This is a genomic window from Exiguobacterium sp. s166, assembly GCF_018618855.1.
In the GTDB taxonomy this organism is placed as follows: domain Bacteria; phylum Bacillota; class Bacilli; order Exiguobacteriales; family Exiguobacteriaceae; genus Exiguobacterium_A.
This window is the reverse complement of sequence record NZ_JACSMU010000005.1, coordinates 116,422-133,834: the sequence shown is the minus strand read 5'-3', so window position 1 is coordinate 133,834 and position 17,413 is coordinate 116,422. Positions and strand designations below refer to the sequence as shown.

Here is a 17,413-nt window from a genome sequence, read left to right as displayed (position 1 = left end):
AAAAACAGCCTCTCAATTTATGGAGAGGCTGTTTTCATTATAACAATTTTAACATCGCTTGACTGATTGTTTTTAAATCAAGCGGTTTCCCAATCAGCGGCCATTCAGAAATCAAGGCAATATACGTCTTGAACAGTAAGAACGCAGTTACTTCGACCGGAACTGCCGGAGAACGTTTTTCAAGTTCCAACCGTGTCTCAAGCAGATTCTTTATATATTCGACGATATGCTGCTCGATTCGAATCCGTAGCTCCGACATCTCCTGAAGTTTCAATGTCTGGGTTTCCTGTGTGATTTGTAAGATAAACAGATGCTGCTGTTGATGATTGACAATGGCATCAATCATCGCCTGTTTATTTTCTTCGACCGAAGCCGTTGTCGTATAGGCGTTTTCCGCTTCTGCCTTCATCTCCTGCAACACCCGTGTGACGAGGGATTCAAACAAATCAAGTTTACTTTCAAACAATTGATAGACGGTTGGTTTTCCGACATGAGCCCGTTTGGCAACCCGTTCGATAGTCGTTCCTTTATATCCGAGTTCCGAAAAGCAGGCCATCGCTGCATCTAAAATGAGATGTTCTTTATCAGACAGTGTCATGGCGTTTTCTCGCTTTCGTTGAGAGTAAGATGCGTTTTCCACCTAATGCACCAGCGAAGCTGATAGCGAGAGCAGAAAACAGAATCAAACCAAGAATCTGACCGTTTGTGATGAGTGTATCGGTAACTCCGATTCCAAGTGCCTCACGGAAACCTGTGACCGAATACGTCATCGGCAGGAAGCGGTGAATCGTTTGGAAGAAGCTTGGAGTCATTTCGACCGGGAACGTACCGCCGCTGCCGCCGATTTGAAGCAGCAGAAGTAAGAAGGCACTGAACTGTCCGACACGACCGAAGAGCATTGTTAACGTAAAGAGCAACGTGATGAACGTCATCCCTGTTAAGGCAGCGAAACCATACAGCGCAGGGGTGCTTGCAACATCAGCATCTAGAACATAGACGATGGCGACGGAAGCCGCAATCCCTTGTAAGGCACCAATCGGTAAGATGATGGACAGTTTTCCGACGAGGAAACGCCATGTTAATGTCTCACCATGTTCAGGACGGATCTGGTAAACGGAAGAGAACATCAAGGCACCGGCAAATAAAGCGATGCTGAGGATGTAAGCCGCAAGACCTGATCCGTAGTTGTTAACGGTTGAATAATCATGTTCTTTTAGGACGACCGGCTCAGCGAGCATGTTGTCCCGGGCATTCGATGGTTTGATAGTAGCATCTTTCGCTCCTTTACCCAGTTCCGTTTTCAGCGTGTTGGCGCCGTCAGCGAGTTTCGAGTTCCCGTCTGCCAGACGGGAAGCACCGTCCGTCAGTTGACCGGCACCTGATGAAAGGGCGACAGCACCATCGGATAGTTGACCCAGTCCTGAAGTTAAATCACCCGATGCAGTGCTCAGGTCGTTGGCACCAGTTGCGATTTTTTGGGCACCAGCGGTCAACTGTGTACTACCAGCAGCTGCTTTGTGGACACCATCTGTATAGGTTGTCAAGCCTTGATTGAGCGTATTTTGACCTTGTTCTAAGGTTTTTGCTCCGGCGAGCAGTTGTGTTTGACCTTGCTCCAAACGTTTTGAACCTGCGAGTAACTGGCCTAATCCACCATTAAGTTTCGAAACGGCAGATGCAATATCTTGTCCGGCGACAGCTAACTGATTGATTTTTGCTGTCGCATCATTGGCTTTCGCAAGACTAGCATCAAGTGCTGTCTCTTGTTGCGCTAAATTTTGAACATTTTGTTCCATCGTCGCAATCGACGCCAATAATGCTGCTTTTTCTTCTTCTGTTAATGTCTCAGACGAAGCGATGACCGCTTTGATGTTTGCCACGTTTGCTTCAAGTGCTTCACGACGCGTACTCAAGTCTTGTTTTAACGTGTCAGCAGCATCATTGACGGCTACTAGAGAAGCATTTGCTTCTTGAGCACGGGCATTCAGTTGATCAAGACCAGCCGTAAATTGTGGAAGGTTATTGTCGAGCTTCGATGCTCCGGCAGAGGCCGTCTCAAGACCTTGACGAAGTTCGGTCGTTCCAGCAGAAGCTGTCTCAAGACCTTGACGGAGTTTAGTGGAACCGGCCTGTAAGTCCGTTGATCCTTTAATCAGTTTTCCACTGTTAGCATCCAGTTCATTCAATCCACCTGATAACTGGCCGGACTTTTCTGCCAGTGTCTGCGCCCCTTCGCTCAGCGTATTAAGACCGGTTGAAATTTGTGCAGAACCGTCAGTCGCTTTCGTTAAATTCGTGGACAAATCGTTTGTACCACTCGTCAATTTTCCGAGGTTAGTCGTCAGTGTTTTAGCGCCGTCGGTTGTTTTCTTCGCGCCATCTTCGAGTTTAGCGGAACCTTCGGATGCATCTTCTAGTCCTTTGGCAATTTTTTTAAGGGATCCGAAAATCGCACTGCTGTATTGTTTCGTGACGGATTTCCGGATTTTTTCGTTCAATTGCTTAGCGGCAGCGCTGGAAATCTGCGTACCGGAATAGTTTTTGGCTGGATTCAGATAATACTCCAACTCAATTTTTTTCGGGTGATCGTCGAGTAAAGTAGTCGCATTATGAGAAAACTTCTTCGGGATGACGACTGTCATGTAAATATCACCGGCGCGAAGCTTTTTAGCCGCATCTTTGCGTGAGAGATACTGCCAGTCAAAGTCATCATTTTTTTTCAGTTTTTTGACGAACTGATCTCCGATGTCAATTTTTTCTCCTTCGAACTTCGTCGCCTTGTCTTCATTGACGACTGCGACCTTGATGTTTTCTGTCTTACCATACGGATCCCAAAAAGCAGATAAAAAAATCGAGTTGTAAAGAAACGGGACGAGGATAAGTGCAAGAATCACGATGATCATCATCGGGCTTTTTAGTTTTTTCCATTCTGAGCGAAACATAAATCAAATCTCCTTCTTGAAACTAAAAACTAATTTAAGTTTCTGGTTTTTATGAAATTTACTTTACGCCTTTTTATGAAGGAAAGCAACTACTTAAGTCGATGAATTGCTGATAAAAAGAATTGTTTCTCTTTTGTAATCATTCCAGACGAAAAAACACCCAACCAATGAAGGAAGGGTGCATTTCAGATTAAGGGATTAATAAAATTTTTCCGGTGCTCTGACGGCTTTCCAAATAATCATGAGCCCGTTGTCCGTCCGAGAGGGAGAAGGTAGTCGGAGAGGCGATTTGCAGTTGACCGGATTCCAACCAGCTGAACAGTTCACCGGCACGACGAAGACGTTCCTCTCGCGTCGTCAGAACGTTCCATAAGTCACCACCGGTCAGTGTTTTCGAAGTATCCATCAGGAACCGTGGATCGACAGAAACCGGATCACCACCGGCCATGCCGTAAAAGACGACTGTCCCGTGTGTTTTCGTCACTTGAAAACTGTTCATCAACGTCGAGCCGACCGATTCATAGACAACGTCGACACCGTGCTGATCGGTCAATGTTAAAATCTGTTCGACCCAGTCGTCCGAATATAAGAAAACATGTTCAGATCCCACTTGTTTGGCGATGTCTGCTTTTTTCGCCGATGACGTCAAGCCGATGGGAATGGCTCCGTGTAATCGGACGATCTGTGTCAACAATTGACCAACGCCACCGGCTGCTGCATGGATCAACACTAAATCTTTTGGTCGGATCGCATAGCTGTCCCGTGTCAAATAGTGGGCAGTCAAACCTTGTAGCAGGACAGCGGCTGCCGTTTCATACGAAACAAAATCCGGTAAGGGAATCACCTGATCGACAGGTGCAGCGACGAACTCGGCGTTAGCATTTGGGACGTCAGCAAAGGCGACCCGTTGACCGACCTGTAAATCCGATACAGCGTCTCCGAGCCTGGTAATGATACCTGCCCCTTCATACCCTAACAGATAGGGTGGCGTTCCCTCTAAATGATAATTTCCTTTGCGACGGTAGATGTCGGCAAAATTCAAACCGATGGCTTTCATCTCAATCAATACTTCATTCGGTCGAAGTTCAGGCGTTGGATGTTTTTGATAAGTCAGGACACTGGAATCTCCGAAGGAGCAAAACGTAAGAGCCTGCATAGATACACTTCCTTTTTAGTAGTTGTTAGATAGAAGTAGTATAATTCACTCAAACAGAAAATCCTTTTGATATGCGTTACAGTTAGGAAAAGAAGGTGGGGAAAAATGAAAAAAATCATGCTTGGCGGTATTCACTTTTATCAGAAAGTGATTTCACCGATGAAACCGGCGACGTGCCGATTTTATCCGACGTGTTCTCATTACGGCAAAGAAGCAATCGAAAAACATGGCGCCATTAAAGGCGGCTATTTAACGACCCGACGATTGATGAGATGTCAGCCGTTTCATCCGGGTGGTCTTGATTTTGTACCGGAGACCTTTGACTGGAAGGCACCGCTACAACGTGAAAATCCGGCAGAACAGCAAAAATAATTGGAAAAGGAGTCTGAACTCGGCATACACTTGAGTTCAGACTCCTTTTTATAAAAGCGAAAATCGTTTTAAAGATCACCTGTTAAAAATTGCGCTTTTCCTAGTCCGAAACTCCAGTCTGCTGCATCATTCTCGACAATCGAGATCATCAAATCGTCTGGCGAGAGTCCGCATGCCGCTTCCAAGCGTTCAGCCAGCAAACGGTAGAGAGCTTGTTTTTTCTCTTCTGTCCGTGTTTTGCTGGTCACGCTGATGACCACGACCTGATTGGAGCGTGTCAATCCGAGACCTGTATCCTCGATGATCATTTCATTCGCTTTATGCGTGTGAACGATTTGATAGCGATCTCGTTCCGGCACGTCAAAGGCTTCAAGCATCGCCTCATGTGCGGTATCGAGTAATAGTTTCAGTTCTTCATCCGAACGTCCTTCGATTACATCAAAGCGTAGTAATGGCATAGTTATCTTCCTTTCTAATTGTCATCCATATGTAGAAGTACAGGAGAGCCCTGTACTTCATTTGATCGACTTATCTTATTCGAAAAACGGTTTGTATTGACGGCGTTCGTGCATGACAGACAACCATTGGACTGTCGAGAATTCTTCAAGCACCCATTCTCCGTTGAAACGACCGAGACCTGAGTCTTTTTCGCCTCCAAACGGCATATGCGGCTCATCGTTGACGGATTGGTCATTGATGTGGATCATGCCTGTTTCAACCTGAAGTGCAAATTCTGTTGCCCGTTCAATTGAAGAACCGTGAACAGCACCACTTAATCCGTAAGGAAGTGAGTTCGCGAGTTCAAGCGCTTCTGCGTCATCTTTAAACGGAATGATGACAGCGACTGGTCCGAAGATTTCATTTTTAGCAAGCGGCATATCGTTCGTGACGCCTGTGACGACTGTAGGAGCAATAACGTTTCCATCTGCTTCACCACCGACGCGGACTGTTGCACCTGCTGCTTTTGTTTTTTCAATCTCTTCCATGATGCGATCGACTTGTGATTGGTTAATCAATGGACCGACTTGCGTACGTCCATTCGATGGATCACCAAATTGAAGTTCCTTGACACGTGCGACGTATTTTTCAACGAATTCATCGTGAATCGATTGAGCAACTAGGATACGGTTGGTTGACATACAAATTTGACCTTGGTGGTAGAATTTGCTGTAAACCGCTGATTCAACGGCACGATCAAGATCAGCGTCGTCAAGTACGACGAAGACGTTGTTTCCGCCGAGTTCGAGTGCTGTCTTTTTCAAATGTTTCCCTGCGAGTTCGCCGATATGGCGACCTACTTCAGTGGAACCCGTAAACGAAATCAAGCGTGGGACCGGGTGCTCGACGATTGAGTCGCCAATTTCTGATCCGCGACCGACGATGACGTTTAGGACACCTTTCGGTAAGCCGGCTTTTTCAAATAAACTGGCGAAAATCAAGCCACCTGAAACCGGTGTATCGGTTGCCGGTTTAACGACGACAGCGTTTCCGATTGCGATTGCTGTTGCGATGGAACGAACGGCAAGGTGGAACGGGAAGTTCCATGGGCTGATGACACCGATGACACCGAGTGCCTTCCGGTAAATCCGGTTTTCTTTGCCCGGTACGACAGACGGACGAATTTCGCCATGCATCCGTAGTGGGAAAGTAGCAGCTTCTTTAACGATTAGGACAGATGCAAGAAACTCACCTTCTGCTTTGATGCGCGTACTGCCTGATTCTTTGATTAACCACTCGACAATCGTTTCTTTCTCTTCGTACATGACTTTCAAGAATTCTTCGATTAAAGCCTGGCGTTTAAGTGCCGGCACTTTCGCCCATTCTTTTTGAGCGATTTTAGCAGATTGATAGGCATCATCTAAATCGTCGTTATCAGCTGCCGAAATTTCAAACAGTGTTTCGCCTGTAAAAGGATTCGTGTTTGTCATGTTGCTGTCACTTGCGCCTTTGCGCCACTGACCGTTAATAAAAATCTTAGTAAAGTCTGTATTGAGTGTTGATTCAGTATGCTGTTGCATAACTTTTCATCTCCAATTCGTTTTGATAACACTTAAGTTATTCACGTTATGTGAAGAAGTAAAACACAAACCGACACTTTCACAAAGTGAATTGACTCGGCGGATTTTAAAAAGATATGGAGAAGACGTTTTACTAGATGAAGAAACAGGAATTAAAAAAATATATCGATATATTAGAGTGGAGTGGATGAAATGTGCAGAAGTTGAAGTTGGTTTACCGGGAAACAAACTGGTGGTGGCCGCTCCTTTATGGAGTAGGTGGCGCACTATTGACGGCGATCGTCCTGCTAATTGATCTGTATGCAAAAGAACTGTTTCCAAGCAGTTGGAAAACAACGCTTGGTTTAGCTCAAACGATCCATAGCGCAGTCTTTACCGGATTACTGACGATGATGACATTTACGTTCTCGACCATTTTAGTCGTTCTGACAACCTATTCCTCACAATTCTCACCCCGCACCTTACCGAACTTTATTGAAAATCGGCAAGTCCAGCACATTTTCGGGATTTTTATCGGAACCGTCACTTATTCGATTACTATGTTGTTCTTCATGCGACCATCGCTGAAAGACAGTGTCGTCGCCTCTGCCGTCGCAGTCATTGTTGTCTTGATTGCGATCGTTGCGTTTGTCGCATTCGTCCATATCGTCAGTCAATCGATTCGGGTCACGACCTTACTCGATCGTTTACATGAAGAAGGACGTACGCTGATTGACAAGCACGTTGAAGCGATAGAAGAAGGGCACTACCAATTGTTTCCGGACAAGCAGGCAAGTTATCCGTTTAATCTCACCGCTGTGCAAACCGGTTATTTACAAGCAATTGATTACGAATTATTGATGAAGTCAGGCGGACATGTCACGATTGATGTGACAATTGGAAGCTACATCACACAAGGGCAACGGATCGGCAGTGCCGAACAAGAGAACGCAGAGCAGGGAATCCTCATCGGACCGACACGTTCCGCAGAACAGGATTTTCCGTTTGTGATTCAAAAGCTGTCAGAAGTAGCACTTCGGGCGATTTCACCCGGTATCAATGATCCGAATACGGCACGTCACGCGATGCAGCAAATCGGTGACTTGTTCAGACGGTATACGATGCTTCCGGACGGCAATCTCCTGGTGAAGGGAGAAGGATTTGTTACCGTCAAACGGCTTATGTTTTCCGAACTATTGTATTTGACGTTTTATCAACTTCGGCATTACGGCGAAGAAGATATTTCAGTCCTTTCGACGATGCTTGAGTCACTTCAAATCATGAAACGGAATGCTTTACCGGAACACAGAGCGAGCATTGACCGGTTCATTCCGTTTGTCTGCTCGGAGGTCGACTGGTCGGCATTAAACGACTGGGACCGTCAACATTTGGAACAGGCTCAAAAAAGGGCACTTTCATGAAACCAGTCGAAGCTTTTTAACGTAATCAAAAGAAGAAAGAACAGCAGAAAGTAGGAGATTGGCATGACCATCATATTATGGAGTTTGATTGCAGTTTGTTTTTTAGCTGCTTTCGCAGGACTGGTTTATCCCGTCATTCCAAGCGCACCTTTACTCGTCATTGGATTTTTAATTTATGGATTTGGATTTGGCTTCACTGAGTTAACCGTCAGTTTCTGGATCATTCAGGCCATTTTCATCATTTTGTTGTTTACACTGGATTACCTGGTCAGTTCGTATACCGTCGACCGGCGTGGAGGCTCGCAGGCTGCGAAAATTGCAACGACCGTCGGCTTGATTGCCGGTCCCTTCATCCTGCCGGGTATCGGATTGTTGATTTTTCCGTTCGTCTTTGCGATTTTAACAGAAAAAATCATCAGTAAAAAAACGTGGTCAGACTCTGTTTCGATCGGAATCGGGACCGTACTGGGAATCCTGTCGAGTGCCTTGTTAAAAGGAATCGCGATGTTATTAATGATTGTCGTATTCATCATGTACGTCGTGTGAAGAAAAAGAAAGATTATCTGCAAGTACACATTTTCCGAGAGTTCCGTTATAGTATGAATATGAAAAAGTAGAGAAGCTTGTTCATTAAAAACAAGCTTCTTTTTGATGGAGAAGACCGATAAGAGGATTGTCGGCTTAATTTAAATGGAGGTGAATCCCCTTAGTTTGGGGAAACGATTGGACAGTACACACGCAGTGGAGACATTCGATACAACAACGATTATCATTCGGCTTTTGATTATTGCACTATTAATTGTGTTGACCGCTTTTTTTGTCGCAGCAGAATTTTCAGTTGTCAAAATGAGAATGTCCCGAATCGATCAATTGATCACAGAAGGCAGTAAAACCGCGAAGACGGCTAAGAAATTATTAGACAACCTGGATTATTATTTATCCGCCTGTCAGCTTGGAATTACCGTGACGGCCCTTGGATTGGGATGGTTAGGGGAGTCGACGGTCGGTGCGATTCTTGCAATGGTATTCAAGGAGATTGCGCTTCCGGAATCGGTCTCGACGGTTGTTTCCTTTACGTTAGCTTTTTCCGTCGTGACATTTTTACACGTCGTCCTTGGAGAACTTGCCCCTAAATCGCTGGCTATTCAAAAAACAGAAGCCATTACGATGTTGCTTGCCCCGCCGCTTTACTGGTTCGGGAAAGTCATGAAACCTGTCATTTGGTTGCTGAACGGATCTGCCCGTGTCTTCTTGCGTTTGTTTGGAGTCGAACCGGTTGGTCATGAAGATGCCCACTCGGAAGAAGAAATCAAAATCATCATGACGCAAAGCTACAAGAGCGGTGAAATCAATCAAACAGAACTTTCGTATATGCAGAATATTTTTTCGTTTGATGAGCGGATTGCGAAAGATATCATGCTTCCGCGAACAGACTTGATTACGATTTCGAACGATGCGTCGATGGAAGATATCATCGCCCTTGTCGAAGAGTATCAATTCACGCGATATCCGGTTGCAGAAGAAGGCGACAAAGATAAAATCTTAGGTTTTATCAACGCGAAGCAGTTGTTTACGGATCATATGGCGAACAAAGGGAAAGCCTTGAGCTATTATGTACACAACCTTCCAATTGTCTCGGAATACTCGCCCTTGCAGGATGCGATGTTGAAGATGCAGGTCGAACGTACACCGATGGCGCTTGTCATCGATGAATACGGCGGAACGGCCGGTGTCATCACGATGGAAGACATCCTCGAAGAAATCGTCGGTGAAATCCGGGACGAGTTTGACAAAGACGAAAAAGCAGATATTGAACAGATTCATGAGCGCTTGTACCGGATTTCAGGTCGAGTTCTGATTGATGATTTAAACGAACGCTTTAACCTTGGAATTGAAGAAGAAGATATTGACACGATTGGTGGCTGGGTCATGGCGCAGGATACGGAAGTATCGAGTGGTCAGGAATTCCGTTACAAAAACCATACGGTCAAAGTCATGGAAGTCGACAACCATCAAGTTAAATCAATTTACTTGCAGTTACCGGAAAAAGAACCCGTTACAGAAGAAATCGTTTGAATGTAAGGAACAGGACTACACTTCGGTGTGGTCTTTTTTTGTCAGAAAGAATACCTTTGATTGTTTATTCTTCTCCAGACAGTGGTAATACAGTTTATGTGGCCAAAACAAGCTACCAAAATTAGCGGATAAAGGGGTTCTTATTCATGACGAAAACAATTCTTACTTCACGTGCAACTGCAGTAGGCGGACGCGATGGAAAGGTCGCCTCTGACGATAACGTAATCAATTTAGATCTTGTGATGCCGGGTACGAAAGGCAAAGAAAATATTCCTACTTCAAATCCAGAACAATTATTCGCAGCAGGATACGCTGCATGCTTTGACGGGGCATTCAACTTGATGGCCCGCCAAGATAAAAAACGTGTCGAGACACGTACGAATTCCGAAGTCAGCTTACTCGAAGACGAAGAAGCAGGCGGCGTCAAAATTGCTGCTAAGCTTGTTGTTGAAGTAGTTGGCGTAACAGAAGAAGAAGCAAAAGACTTACTCGAAAAAACACACCAATTCTGCCCGTATTCAAAAGCAACACGCGGCAACATTGATGTTGATTTATCGGTCAAAGTAGTAGAATCCTTAGAGAACTGATTTGTTCTGAAGAGGGAGGGAAGTAAGATGTCTCCAAAAGAAACGGATCGACCAAACGAAAAGTTTGAAGATGAACGAAAACGTTTGACAGACAAGGAACTTGAGCTTTCACCCGAACAGCAAAAAGAAGTTTTAAAAGGTAAAGATCAGATGCCGGATGATCCGGTGTCACCAAGAGATCGAGGACTTGATAAGTAATATAAATTTTTATTTGGGGGGATGAATGAAATGGGGAAAAAAGTAGCAGTTGTGCTTGCAGATCATTTCGAAGATGTAGAATTTACCGGACCTGTCGATGCGTTAAAAGAAGCGGGTCATGAAGTGACAGTCATCGGAACAGAAAAAGGTGCGGAATTAGTCGGGAAACAAGAAGAAGCAAAAGTGAAAGTCGATGTAACAATTGATGAAACTTCTTCTTCAGACTTTGATGCATTGTTGATTCCGGGCGGTTTTTCACCGGACTTACTTCGTGAAGACGATCGTTTCGTTACATTTACGGAAGAGTTTGATTCATCTAAAAAACCAATCTTTTCCATCTGTCACGGTCCACAATTGATGATCAATGCAAAGATTGTCAAGGGACGTAAAATGACAGGATATAAATCCATTCGAATTGATTTAGAGAATGCGGGTGTGACATATGAAGACAATGAAGTGGTCGTCGATGACAACTTCGTGTCAAGCCGTCAACCGGATGATATCCCGGCATTTAATCGCGAAATGTTAGCAAAATTAGGATAACTGTTTAAAGTAAAAATGAGCGTTCGTTGACTTAGGTCAGCGAACGCTCATTTTTAGTTCTCTGGATAATCACAGAGTTCGGTAATGACACCATGCGAATGCCGGGGATCCATATAGATCAATCGTCGGCCGAGCGGAGTTTGGCGGTACGTATCTTCTAAAAATGTAATTCCCCGTTCTTTTGCCTCTTTAATGGCTTGATCCAAATCATCCACACGATAAGCAATATGGTGGACACCTTTTCCCCGTTGTTTTAAAAAACGGGCAATCGGACTTTCCGGACTTGTCGGAGTCAACAACTCAATGTGCGCATCTTCAAATTCAATGACAGCAATATTAGAAGCAACCCCGGGCGTCGGATTACTGTACTCACGGATCAATGTCCCTCCCAAGATAGTCGTATAGAACGTAATCGCTTCCTGCATATCCCGGACAGCGATGCCAGTATGGTCCAAATGCATAAACAGTTCCTCCTTTACTTCGATAGTCATAGTGTGTCAAACTCTTTCCCAACACGCAATGTAGAAGGTTCGATTGAAGGATCTATATAAAGGCGAAAAGAGAACTTATCAAAAATGACATCTCACTGAAATATAATAGAGGGAAAATGAATGCTATAATCAAAAACGTTCTTATAATTTTTAAAAAGTATTATTAAATTTAAATAACATCATTCGATTACTTATATAAACCACACAGAAAAAGAGGGAATACTACATGAAAAAAACGTTCGCGTCGCTCATCGTTTCCGCACTTATTCTTTCATCGACTCCTCACTTCGTAGCAGCAGATGACTTAAGTGAACAAAAAGCTAAAAATGAACAAAAACAACAAGAAAATGCTAATACTCAAAAAAACTTAGAATCGTCTGTGAATCAAGAAGGACAAAAAATTTCGAAGACTCAGCAAGAAGTGAATCGTCTAGACGAAGCATTAAACGAAAAAATATTTGCAGTTGAAACAAAAGATCGTCAAATTAAAGCAACTGAAGCTGAAATCGTTGAACTTGGGAAACAGATTAAAAAGTATAAAGCGAAATTAAAGCGTCAGGAAAAGCTGCTTGGTGACCGCCTTCGTGTCATGCAAGAAAATGATGGGAACTCCATTAAATGGGAAGAAGTCATCTTTGGTTCAAAGGATGTCGGAGATCTTGTCAGCCGTGTGTTAGCAGGGAAATCAATCTCGCAACAAGACGATAAAATGATTACCGACTATCAAAACACACAAAAGAAATTAGCAGCTGCTCAACAAGAACTAAAAGATAAAAAAGCTAAACTTGTGACGGAGAAACAAGAACTAAAACGTCAACAAGCTGAACTTGAGCAACAGCTTAAAGAACGAAACAAACGCTTAAAAGAACTCCGGAAACAAAAAAAGAAATTTGAAACGCAATTGATGGATGCAAAAGAAGTACAACAAATTTTGATTGCACAAGAACAAGCGATTGCAGCTGAAAAAGCAGCACGCGAACGTGAAGCAAGAATCGAAAAAGAGCGTCAAGCACAAGCGGCACGTGAAGCAAAAGCACGTGCAGAAGCACAAGCGGCACAAGCAGCAGCGGCTCAAAAAGCAGCAGCTGAACAACAGGCGGCAGAAGCGGCCGCTGCTAAAGCAGCAGCACAAGCGGAACAAAAATCGTCAGCACCTGCAACTTCAACAAAACAATCTACACCATATGTGACTGTGCCAAAAGCAGCACCAACACCAGAACCAGAACCAGCGGCACCAACGCCTGCACCATCATCTTCTTCTATGTTTATTCATCCAACAAGTGGATCAATCACACAAGGATATGGTTCAGCAAGCGGTTCGAATGGTTACTCTTTCCACAATGGTATTGATTTCGGCGCTCCAGTCGGTACCCCGATTGTTGCAGCGGCAACAGGGACAGTCATCACTGCATCAAGTGGTGGTCCGTACGGTAATCATGTCATGATTGCACACCAATTAAATGGAAAAACGTATACAACAGTTTACGCGCATATGAGTTCGTTAAATGCACATGCCGGACAACGTGTCAGTCAAGGACAACAAATCGGAGCCCTTGGTAGCACTGGGAACTCAACAGGCCCACACTTACACTTTGAAATTCATGTAGGTGGTTACAGCTACAGTGCTTCAGGACCAGCAAATTCTGTAAATCCAATGTCGATGTTATAATAACGAGAAAAGACGATTGCTGCGGCAGTCGTTTTTTTATGTTTTTATAAAAACATAAAATGTTATATTAAAATAAAACGCTTTCAGTTGAAACACAAATGAAATTTTCCTGAAACTATTACGGTGCTATAATCAATCTCAGACAGAAATACTTTGAATTAAATACTTTTTAAATAAGAAATCATACATAAGCGAGGAAACCAAACATGTTTAAAAAATTGTTTGCAACGGTATTGTTAGGGGCGTTACTTGTATCCACTGTGCCGACTTCTGGTCAAGCTGCAACGATTAAAGAAAAGAAATCTCAAAATGCAACAGAGCAACGTCGCTTGGAAAAAGCCATCAAAAAACAGGAAGCTAAAATATCGGTAGAGCAACGCGAAATCAATAAAATTGATGCGGCCATCAACGAAAATATTTTCAGGATTTCGGAAAAAAACAAGCAGATTAAACAATTGAATCTCCAAATTGAAGATCTTGAGGCGGAAATCGCCCGCTACGAAATCATGCTCACTTGGCAAGAAGAATTGCTTGGGGACCGCTTACGTGTCCTTCAAGAAAATGATGGTAATTCTATAAAATGGGAAGAAGTCATTTTTGGTTCGAAAAACTTGGGTGATTTGTTTAGTCGTGTTATGGCAGGTAAAAAAATTGCCGAACAAGACGATAAAATGATTTCTGCTTATTTGGAAACACAAGAAAAGCTAGCAGAAATGAAAAAAAATCTTATTGCTAAAAAGGCGGAGCGTGTTCAAGAGAAAGAGTCGTTACTCGTCCAAAAGAAACAGTTAAAACAACAGATGAAAGAACGGAGTGCGACCCTGAATAAATTACGTAAAGGGAAAACAAAGTTCACGACTAAACTGTTAAATGCAAAAGAATTACAAGCGACTTTAGAGGCTCAAGAAAGAGCGATTGCGGCAGCAAAAGCAGCAGCGAAAGCAGCAGCAGAAAAAGCGGCCGCTGAAAAAGAAGCAGCTGAACGTGCTGCAAAAGAGGCGGCAAAATCAACGCGTGAGTCAAGCGAAGCAACGGTTCTTCCGACTCCTGTCAGCAGTGTGCCGACAGGATCGGCGAAGTTTATTCGTCCGGCTTCAGGCGGTGTTTCACAAGGTTTTGGACCGGCTAGTGGAGCGAACGGCTATACGTTCCATAATGGTGTCGACTTCAGTGGACCCGTCGGATCACCGATTCGAGCAGCAGCTTCCGGAACAGTCATTACGGCTGGTAGCGGCGGACCTTATGGGAATCATGTCATGATTTCGCATTTCCTTGACGGTCAGGTGTATACAACAGTGTACGGTCATATGAATTCGTTATCGGTTTCGGCAGGTCAGACGGTAACTCAAGGTCAAACGCTTGGTACTCTTGGCAGTACCGGGAATTCGACAGGACCGCATCTACACTTTGAATTGCATATCGGTGGATACCAATACAGTGCGACAGGACCAGCTAACACGGTCAATCCACTTGGATACCTTTAAAAACGAGCTTCGGCTCGTTTTTTTAATGGTGCTGTGATACAGTGAAAAAGAATTTAAATTACGAGCAACTAGGGGAGCTGGAGGAGTCCGGCTGAGAGGAAAACTATTCTGTTTTCGACCCTGTCACCTGAACTGGATAATACCAGCGTAGGAAAGTTGAGATCGAAGACATGAAGACTTCAATCAGTAGAACTGGTTGTTCATGGCGTCGTCTGCTTTTTTACAGCGGACGGCGCTTTTTGTTGTCCGTTTTCTCCTTATTTGCTCCCAGGAAAGTGAGGAATTGGAATGAAACACGTATTGACGATTGCTGGATCCGACTCCGGAGGTGGAGCTGGAATTCAAGCAGATTTAAAAACGTTTTCGGCACTCGGTGTATACGGAATGAGCGTCATCACGGCGATTACGGCACAAAATACGTTAGGTGTTCAAGCGGTCGAGGACGTATCCCCGGAGCTCGTGGAAGCACAGCTGACATCCATCTTTTCCGATATCCGTGTCGATGCGGTCAAGATTGGAATGGTTTCCAATCAAGACACCATCCGAGTGATTGCACAACAACTGGAAAAACATCAACTTCCGGTTGTTCTCGACCCGGTCATGGTCGCGAAAGGGGGTTATAGCTTGTTGCAACCGGATGCAGAACATGCCTTGCTCGAACAGCTGTTACCATTGGCTACACTTGTGACTCCGAATATTCCTGAAATCGAGCGGATGATTGGCGGAACGATTCACTCGCTTGCCGATATGAAACAGGCGACGGAAAAACTGGCTGAAAAACGGACGGGTGCTATTTTGCTCAAGGGCGGACATTTGGAGGGACGGGACGCTACTGACCTTTTATATACAGACGGGCGATATGTCGTCTTTGAACAAGAACGGATCGAGTCCCGTCATACCCATGGTACAGGCTGTACATTATCTGCTGCCATCGCTTCCTATCTTGCACTTGGTCTTTCAGTGGAAGACAGCATCCGTTATGCAAAACGTTATGTGACGGAAGCCATTCGCCACGGCTTTGCGCTCGGACGCGGTGTTGGTCCGACGCATCATTTTCATGAACTCTGGAGGGATACACATGTTACGACGCATCCATGATAAAAAACCGTTGATTCATCATTTAACGAATACTGTAACCATTAATGACTGCGCCAATATGACACTGGCACTTGGTGGCTCTCCTGTGATGGCAGATGACCTGCTGGAAGTGGAAGAAATGGTCAGGCACGCAGATGCCGTCGTAATCAATACAGGGACGATCAATCCGGACATGCGCCAAGCCCAACTTTTAGCAGGAAAAACGGCTAACCGATTGGGGAAACCGGTCATTTTGGATCCGGTAGGCGCAGGAGCGACGACATTAAGAACAGATTTTATGAAGCAGTTAATGGATGAAATCACCTTTACGGTCATCAAAGGAAATGCATCGGAAATCAAGACATTGCTCGGACAGGCCGCTCGAACGAAAGGAGTGGATGTTGCCGAAGGAGAATCCCTGGATTTTCAAAGTGTCCATACCTTTGCAGGTGAAACGAAACAACTCATCGTCGTAACGGGTCCGATTGATTTTGTGACAGATGGAAATCGCCAGTATCATCTGGATGTCGGGACGAAACGTCTTGGCCAAGTCACGGGAACGGGATGTATGACCGCTTCTTTGATTGCGACGTTTTTAGGAGCAGGATACGATCGTTTTGAGGCAGCCGTATTTGGGACGTATGCTATGGGAAAAGCAGGGGAGTCGGCTGAGGATTCTCCCGGTATCGGAGGTTTTCGAACCGGGCTGTTCGATGCAGTGAGTTTGATGACAGAAAAAAGTTTGCCGGAGGTATAAATGAATGGACAGTGAATATTTGATTTATGCCGTGACCGATCGACGCTTGCATCCACATCTTTCCCTGGCAGACGCCGTCGAAGCATCGATTAAAGGAGGCGCAACGGTTGTTCAATTACGGGAAAAAGACAGTTCCGGTAAAACTTTTCTGGAATCAGCCATTGCATTAAAAGATCTCACCGCACGTTACGATATTCCGTTCATTATCAATGATCGGATTGATATCGCTTTGCTGGTCGATGCCGGTTTGCATATCGGTCAAGATGATATTCCCTTAATTGAAGCGCGCCGTTTGTTACCGGAAGCGACGATTGGTGTTTCTGTTTCAACAGTGGAACAAGCTGTTGCAGCAGAACGGGAAGGCGCAGATTATTTAGGGGTCGGTTCACTCTTTCCGACAGCAACGAAACAAGATGCGACATTCATGGCGCGAGCGACGTTGGAACAGATTCGTAAAGCCGTTCATATCCCGTTGGTGGGAATCGGTGGAATTACTGAAACAAACGTTCCGGAACTTGGTTCTCTAGTGGACGGATATGCCGTTGTTTCAGCTTTATTTGCAAGTGAAGACATTGAACGAACGACGAAAAATTTTAAGACGACCGTGAAACAAGTGCGTCAGAGCGCCTCAGGCAGGGTATAG

Annotated in this window: 18 protein-coding genes and 1 riboswitch; of the genes, 12 read left to right on the top strand and 6 right to left on the bottom strand. The window is 44.6% G+C overall.

Annotation, left to right across the window (positions count from 1 at the left end; all coding sequences use genetic code 11):
* Positions 1-37: 37 nt before the first annotated feature.
* The 3 genes from KNP93_RS12155 to KNP93_RS12145 all read right to left on the bottom strand — a co-directional run bounded on the left by KNP93_RS12155 (position 38) and on the right by KNP93_RS12145 (position 4,098).
* Entirely contained in the window at positions 38-598 is a 561-nt protein-coding gene (locus KNP93_RS12155; RefSeq protein WP_012369430.1) for a TetR/AcrR family transcriptional regulator, read from the bottom strand.
* Entirely contained in the window at positions 585-2,942 is a 2,358-nt protein-coding gene (locus KNP93_RS12150) for a YhgE/Pip domain-containing protein (RefSeq protein WP_131973648.1), read from the bottom strand. The genes KNP93_RS12155 and KNP93_RS12150 overlap by 14 nt, the downstream gene beginning before the upstream one ends.
* Before the next feature lie 190 nt (positions 2,943-3,132).
* A complete protein-coding gene (locus KNP93_RS12145) occupies positions 3,133-4,098 on the bottom strand; it encodes a quinone oxidoreductase family protein (RefSeq protein WP_214855466.1) in 966 nt (321 codons plus the stop codon).
* 105 nt (positions 4,099-4,203) lie between these two features.
* Between KNP93_RS12145 and yidD the strand changes: the two genes are divergently transcribed.
* A complete protein-coding gene (gene yidD / locus KNP93_RS12140) occupies positions 4,204-4,470 on the top strand; it encodes a membrane protein insertion efficiency factor YidD (RefSeq protein WP_026833896.1) in 267 nt (88 codons plus the stop codon).
* Between the two features lie 68 nt (positions 4,471-4,538).
* On the opposite strand, the gene KNP93_RS12135 is transcribed toward yidD, so the two are convergent.
* Positions 4,539-4,928 (bottom strand): tautomerase family protein, encoded by a 390-nt coding sequence (locus KNP93_RS12135; protein WP_131504272.1) that lies wholly within the window; start codon positions 4,926-4,928, stop codon positions 4,539-4,541.
* A gap of 75 nt (positions 4,929-5,003) precedes the next feature.
* Positions 5,004-6,488, bottom strand: coding sequence for an aldehyde dehydrogenase family protein (locus KNP93_RS12130; protein ID WP_131504271.1), 1,485 nt, complete (start codon positions 6,486-6,488; stop codon positions 5,004-5,006).
* A gap of 194 nt (positions 6,489-6,682) precedes the next feature.
* Here KNP93_RS12130 and KNP93_RS12125 point away from each other — a divergent pair, with 194 nt between their 5' ends.
* The 6 genes from KNP93_RS12125 (at position 6,683) to KNP93_RS12100 (ending at position 11,292) form a co-directional block, all read left to right on the top strand.
* Positions 6,683-7,888 carry a DUF2254 domain-containing protein gene (locus tag KNP93_RS12125; protein ID WP_188005157.1) on the top strand — a complete coding sequence of 402 codons (1,206 nt, stop codon included), beginning with the start codon at positions 6,683-6,685 and terminating at the stop codon, positions 7,886-7,888.
* Positions 7,889-7,951: 63 nt separating this feature from the next.
* Positions 7,952-8,434 (top strand): DUF456 domain-containing protein, encoded by a 483-nt coding sequence (locus tag KNP93_RS12120; protein WP_131973644.1) that lies wholly within the window; start codon positions 7,952-7,954, stop codon positions 8,432-8,434.
* 165 nt (positions 8,435-8,599) lie between these two features.
* Positions 8,600-9,964 carry a hemolysin family protein gene (locus KNP93_RS12115; protein WP_114596894.1) on the top strand — a complete coding sequence of 455 codons (1,365 nt, stop codon included), beginning with the start codon at positions 8,600-8,602 and terminating at the stop codon, positions 9,962-9,964.
* A 146-nt stretch (positions 9,965-10,110) separates the two neighbouring features.
* The gene (locus tag KNP93_RS12110; protein ID WP_114596893.1) at positions 10,111-10,551 is read left to right on the top strand and encodes an Ohr family peroxiredoxin; all 441 of its coding nucleotides are present in this window, start codon (positions 10,111-10,113) and stop codon (positions 10,549-10,551) included.
* A 27-nt stretch (positions 10,552-10,578) separates the two neighbouring features.
* Entirely contained in the window at positions 10,579-10,749 is a 171-nt protein-coding gene (locus KNP93_RS12105) for a hypothetical protein (protein ID WP_165871683.1), read from the top strand.
* Between the two features lie 30 nt (positions 10,750-10,779).
* The gene (locus tag KNP93_RS12100; RefSeq protein WP_131973643.1) at positions 10,780-11,292 is read left to right on the top strand and encodes a type 1 glutamine amidotransferase domain-containing protein; all 513 of its coding nucleotides are present in this window, start codon (positions 10,780-10,782) and stop codon (positions 11,290-11,292) included.
* 53 nt (positions 11,293-11,345) lie between these two features.
* Here the strand turns inward: KNP93_RS12100 and KNP93_RS12095 are convergent, their stop codons facing one another.
* Positions 11,346-11,753 (bottom strand): VOC family protein, encoded by a 408-nt coding sequence (locus KNP93_RS12095; RefSeq protein ID WP_131504267.1) that lies wholly within the window; start codon positions 11,751-11,753, stop codon positions 11,346-11,348.
* A gap of 256 nt (positions 11,754-12,009) precedes the next feature.
* On the opposite strand from KNP93_RS12095, the gene KNP93_RS12090 reads away from it, so the two are divergent.
* The 5 genes from KNP93_RS12090 to thiE all read left to right on the top strand — a co-directional run bounded on the left by KNP93_RS12090 (position 12,010) and on the right by thiE (position 17,413).
* Entirely contained in the window at positions 12,010-13,452 is a 1,443-nt protein-coding gene (locus KNP93_RS12090; RefSeq protein ID WP_214855464.1) for a murein hydrolase activator EnvC family protein, read from the top strand.
* Positions 13,453-13,658: 206 nt separating this feature from the next.
* Positions 13,659-14,936, top strand: a complete 1,278-nt coding sequence (locus tag KNP93_RS12085) for a murein hydrolase activator EnvC family protein (protein WP_214855462.1) — start codon at positions 13,659-13,661, stop codon at positions 14,934-14,936.
* A 60-nt stretch (positions 14,937-14,996) separates the two neighbouring features.
* Positions 14,997-15,107: riboswitch (TPP riboswitch) on the top strand.
* Between the two features lie 117 nt (positions 15,108-15,224).
* Positions 15,225-16,034: a bifunctional hydroxymethylpyrimidine kinase/phosphomethylpyrimidine kinase gene (gene thiD / locus KNP93_RS12080; RefSeq protein ID WP_131973640.1), complete on the top strand. Its 810-nt coding sequence runs from the start codon at positions 15,225-15,227 to the stop codon at positions 16,032-16,034.
* Positions 16,015-16,770, top strand: coding sequence for a hydroxyethylthiazole kinase (gene thiM, locus KNP93_RS12075; RefSeq protein WP_188005160.1), 756 nt, complete (start codon positions 16,015-16,017; stop codon positions 16,768-16,770). Before thiD ends, thiM begins: the two co-directional genes overlap by 20 nt.
* 4 nt (positions 16,771-16,774) lie before the next feature.
* Positions 16,775-17,413 carry a thiamine phosphate synthase gene (gene thiE / locus KNP93_RS12070; RefSeq protein WP_131973638.1) on the top strand — a complete coding sequence of 213 codons (639 nt, stop codon included), beginning with the start codon at positions 16,775-16,777 and terminating at the stop codon, positions 17,411-17,413.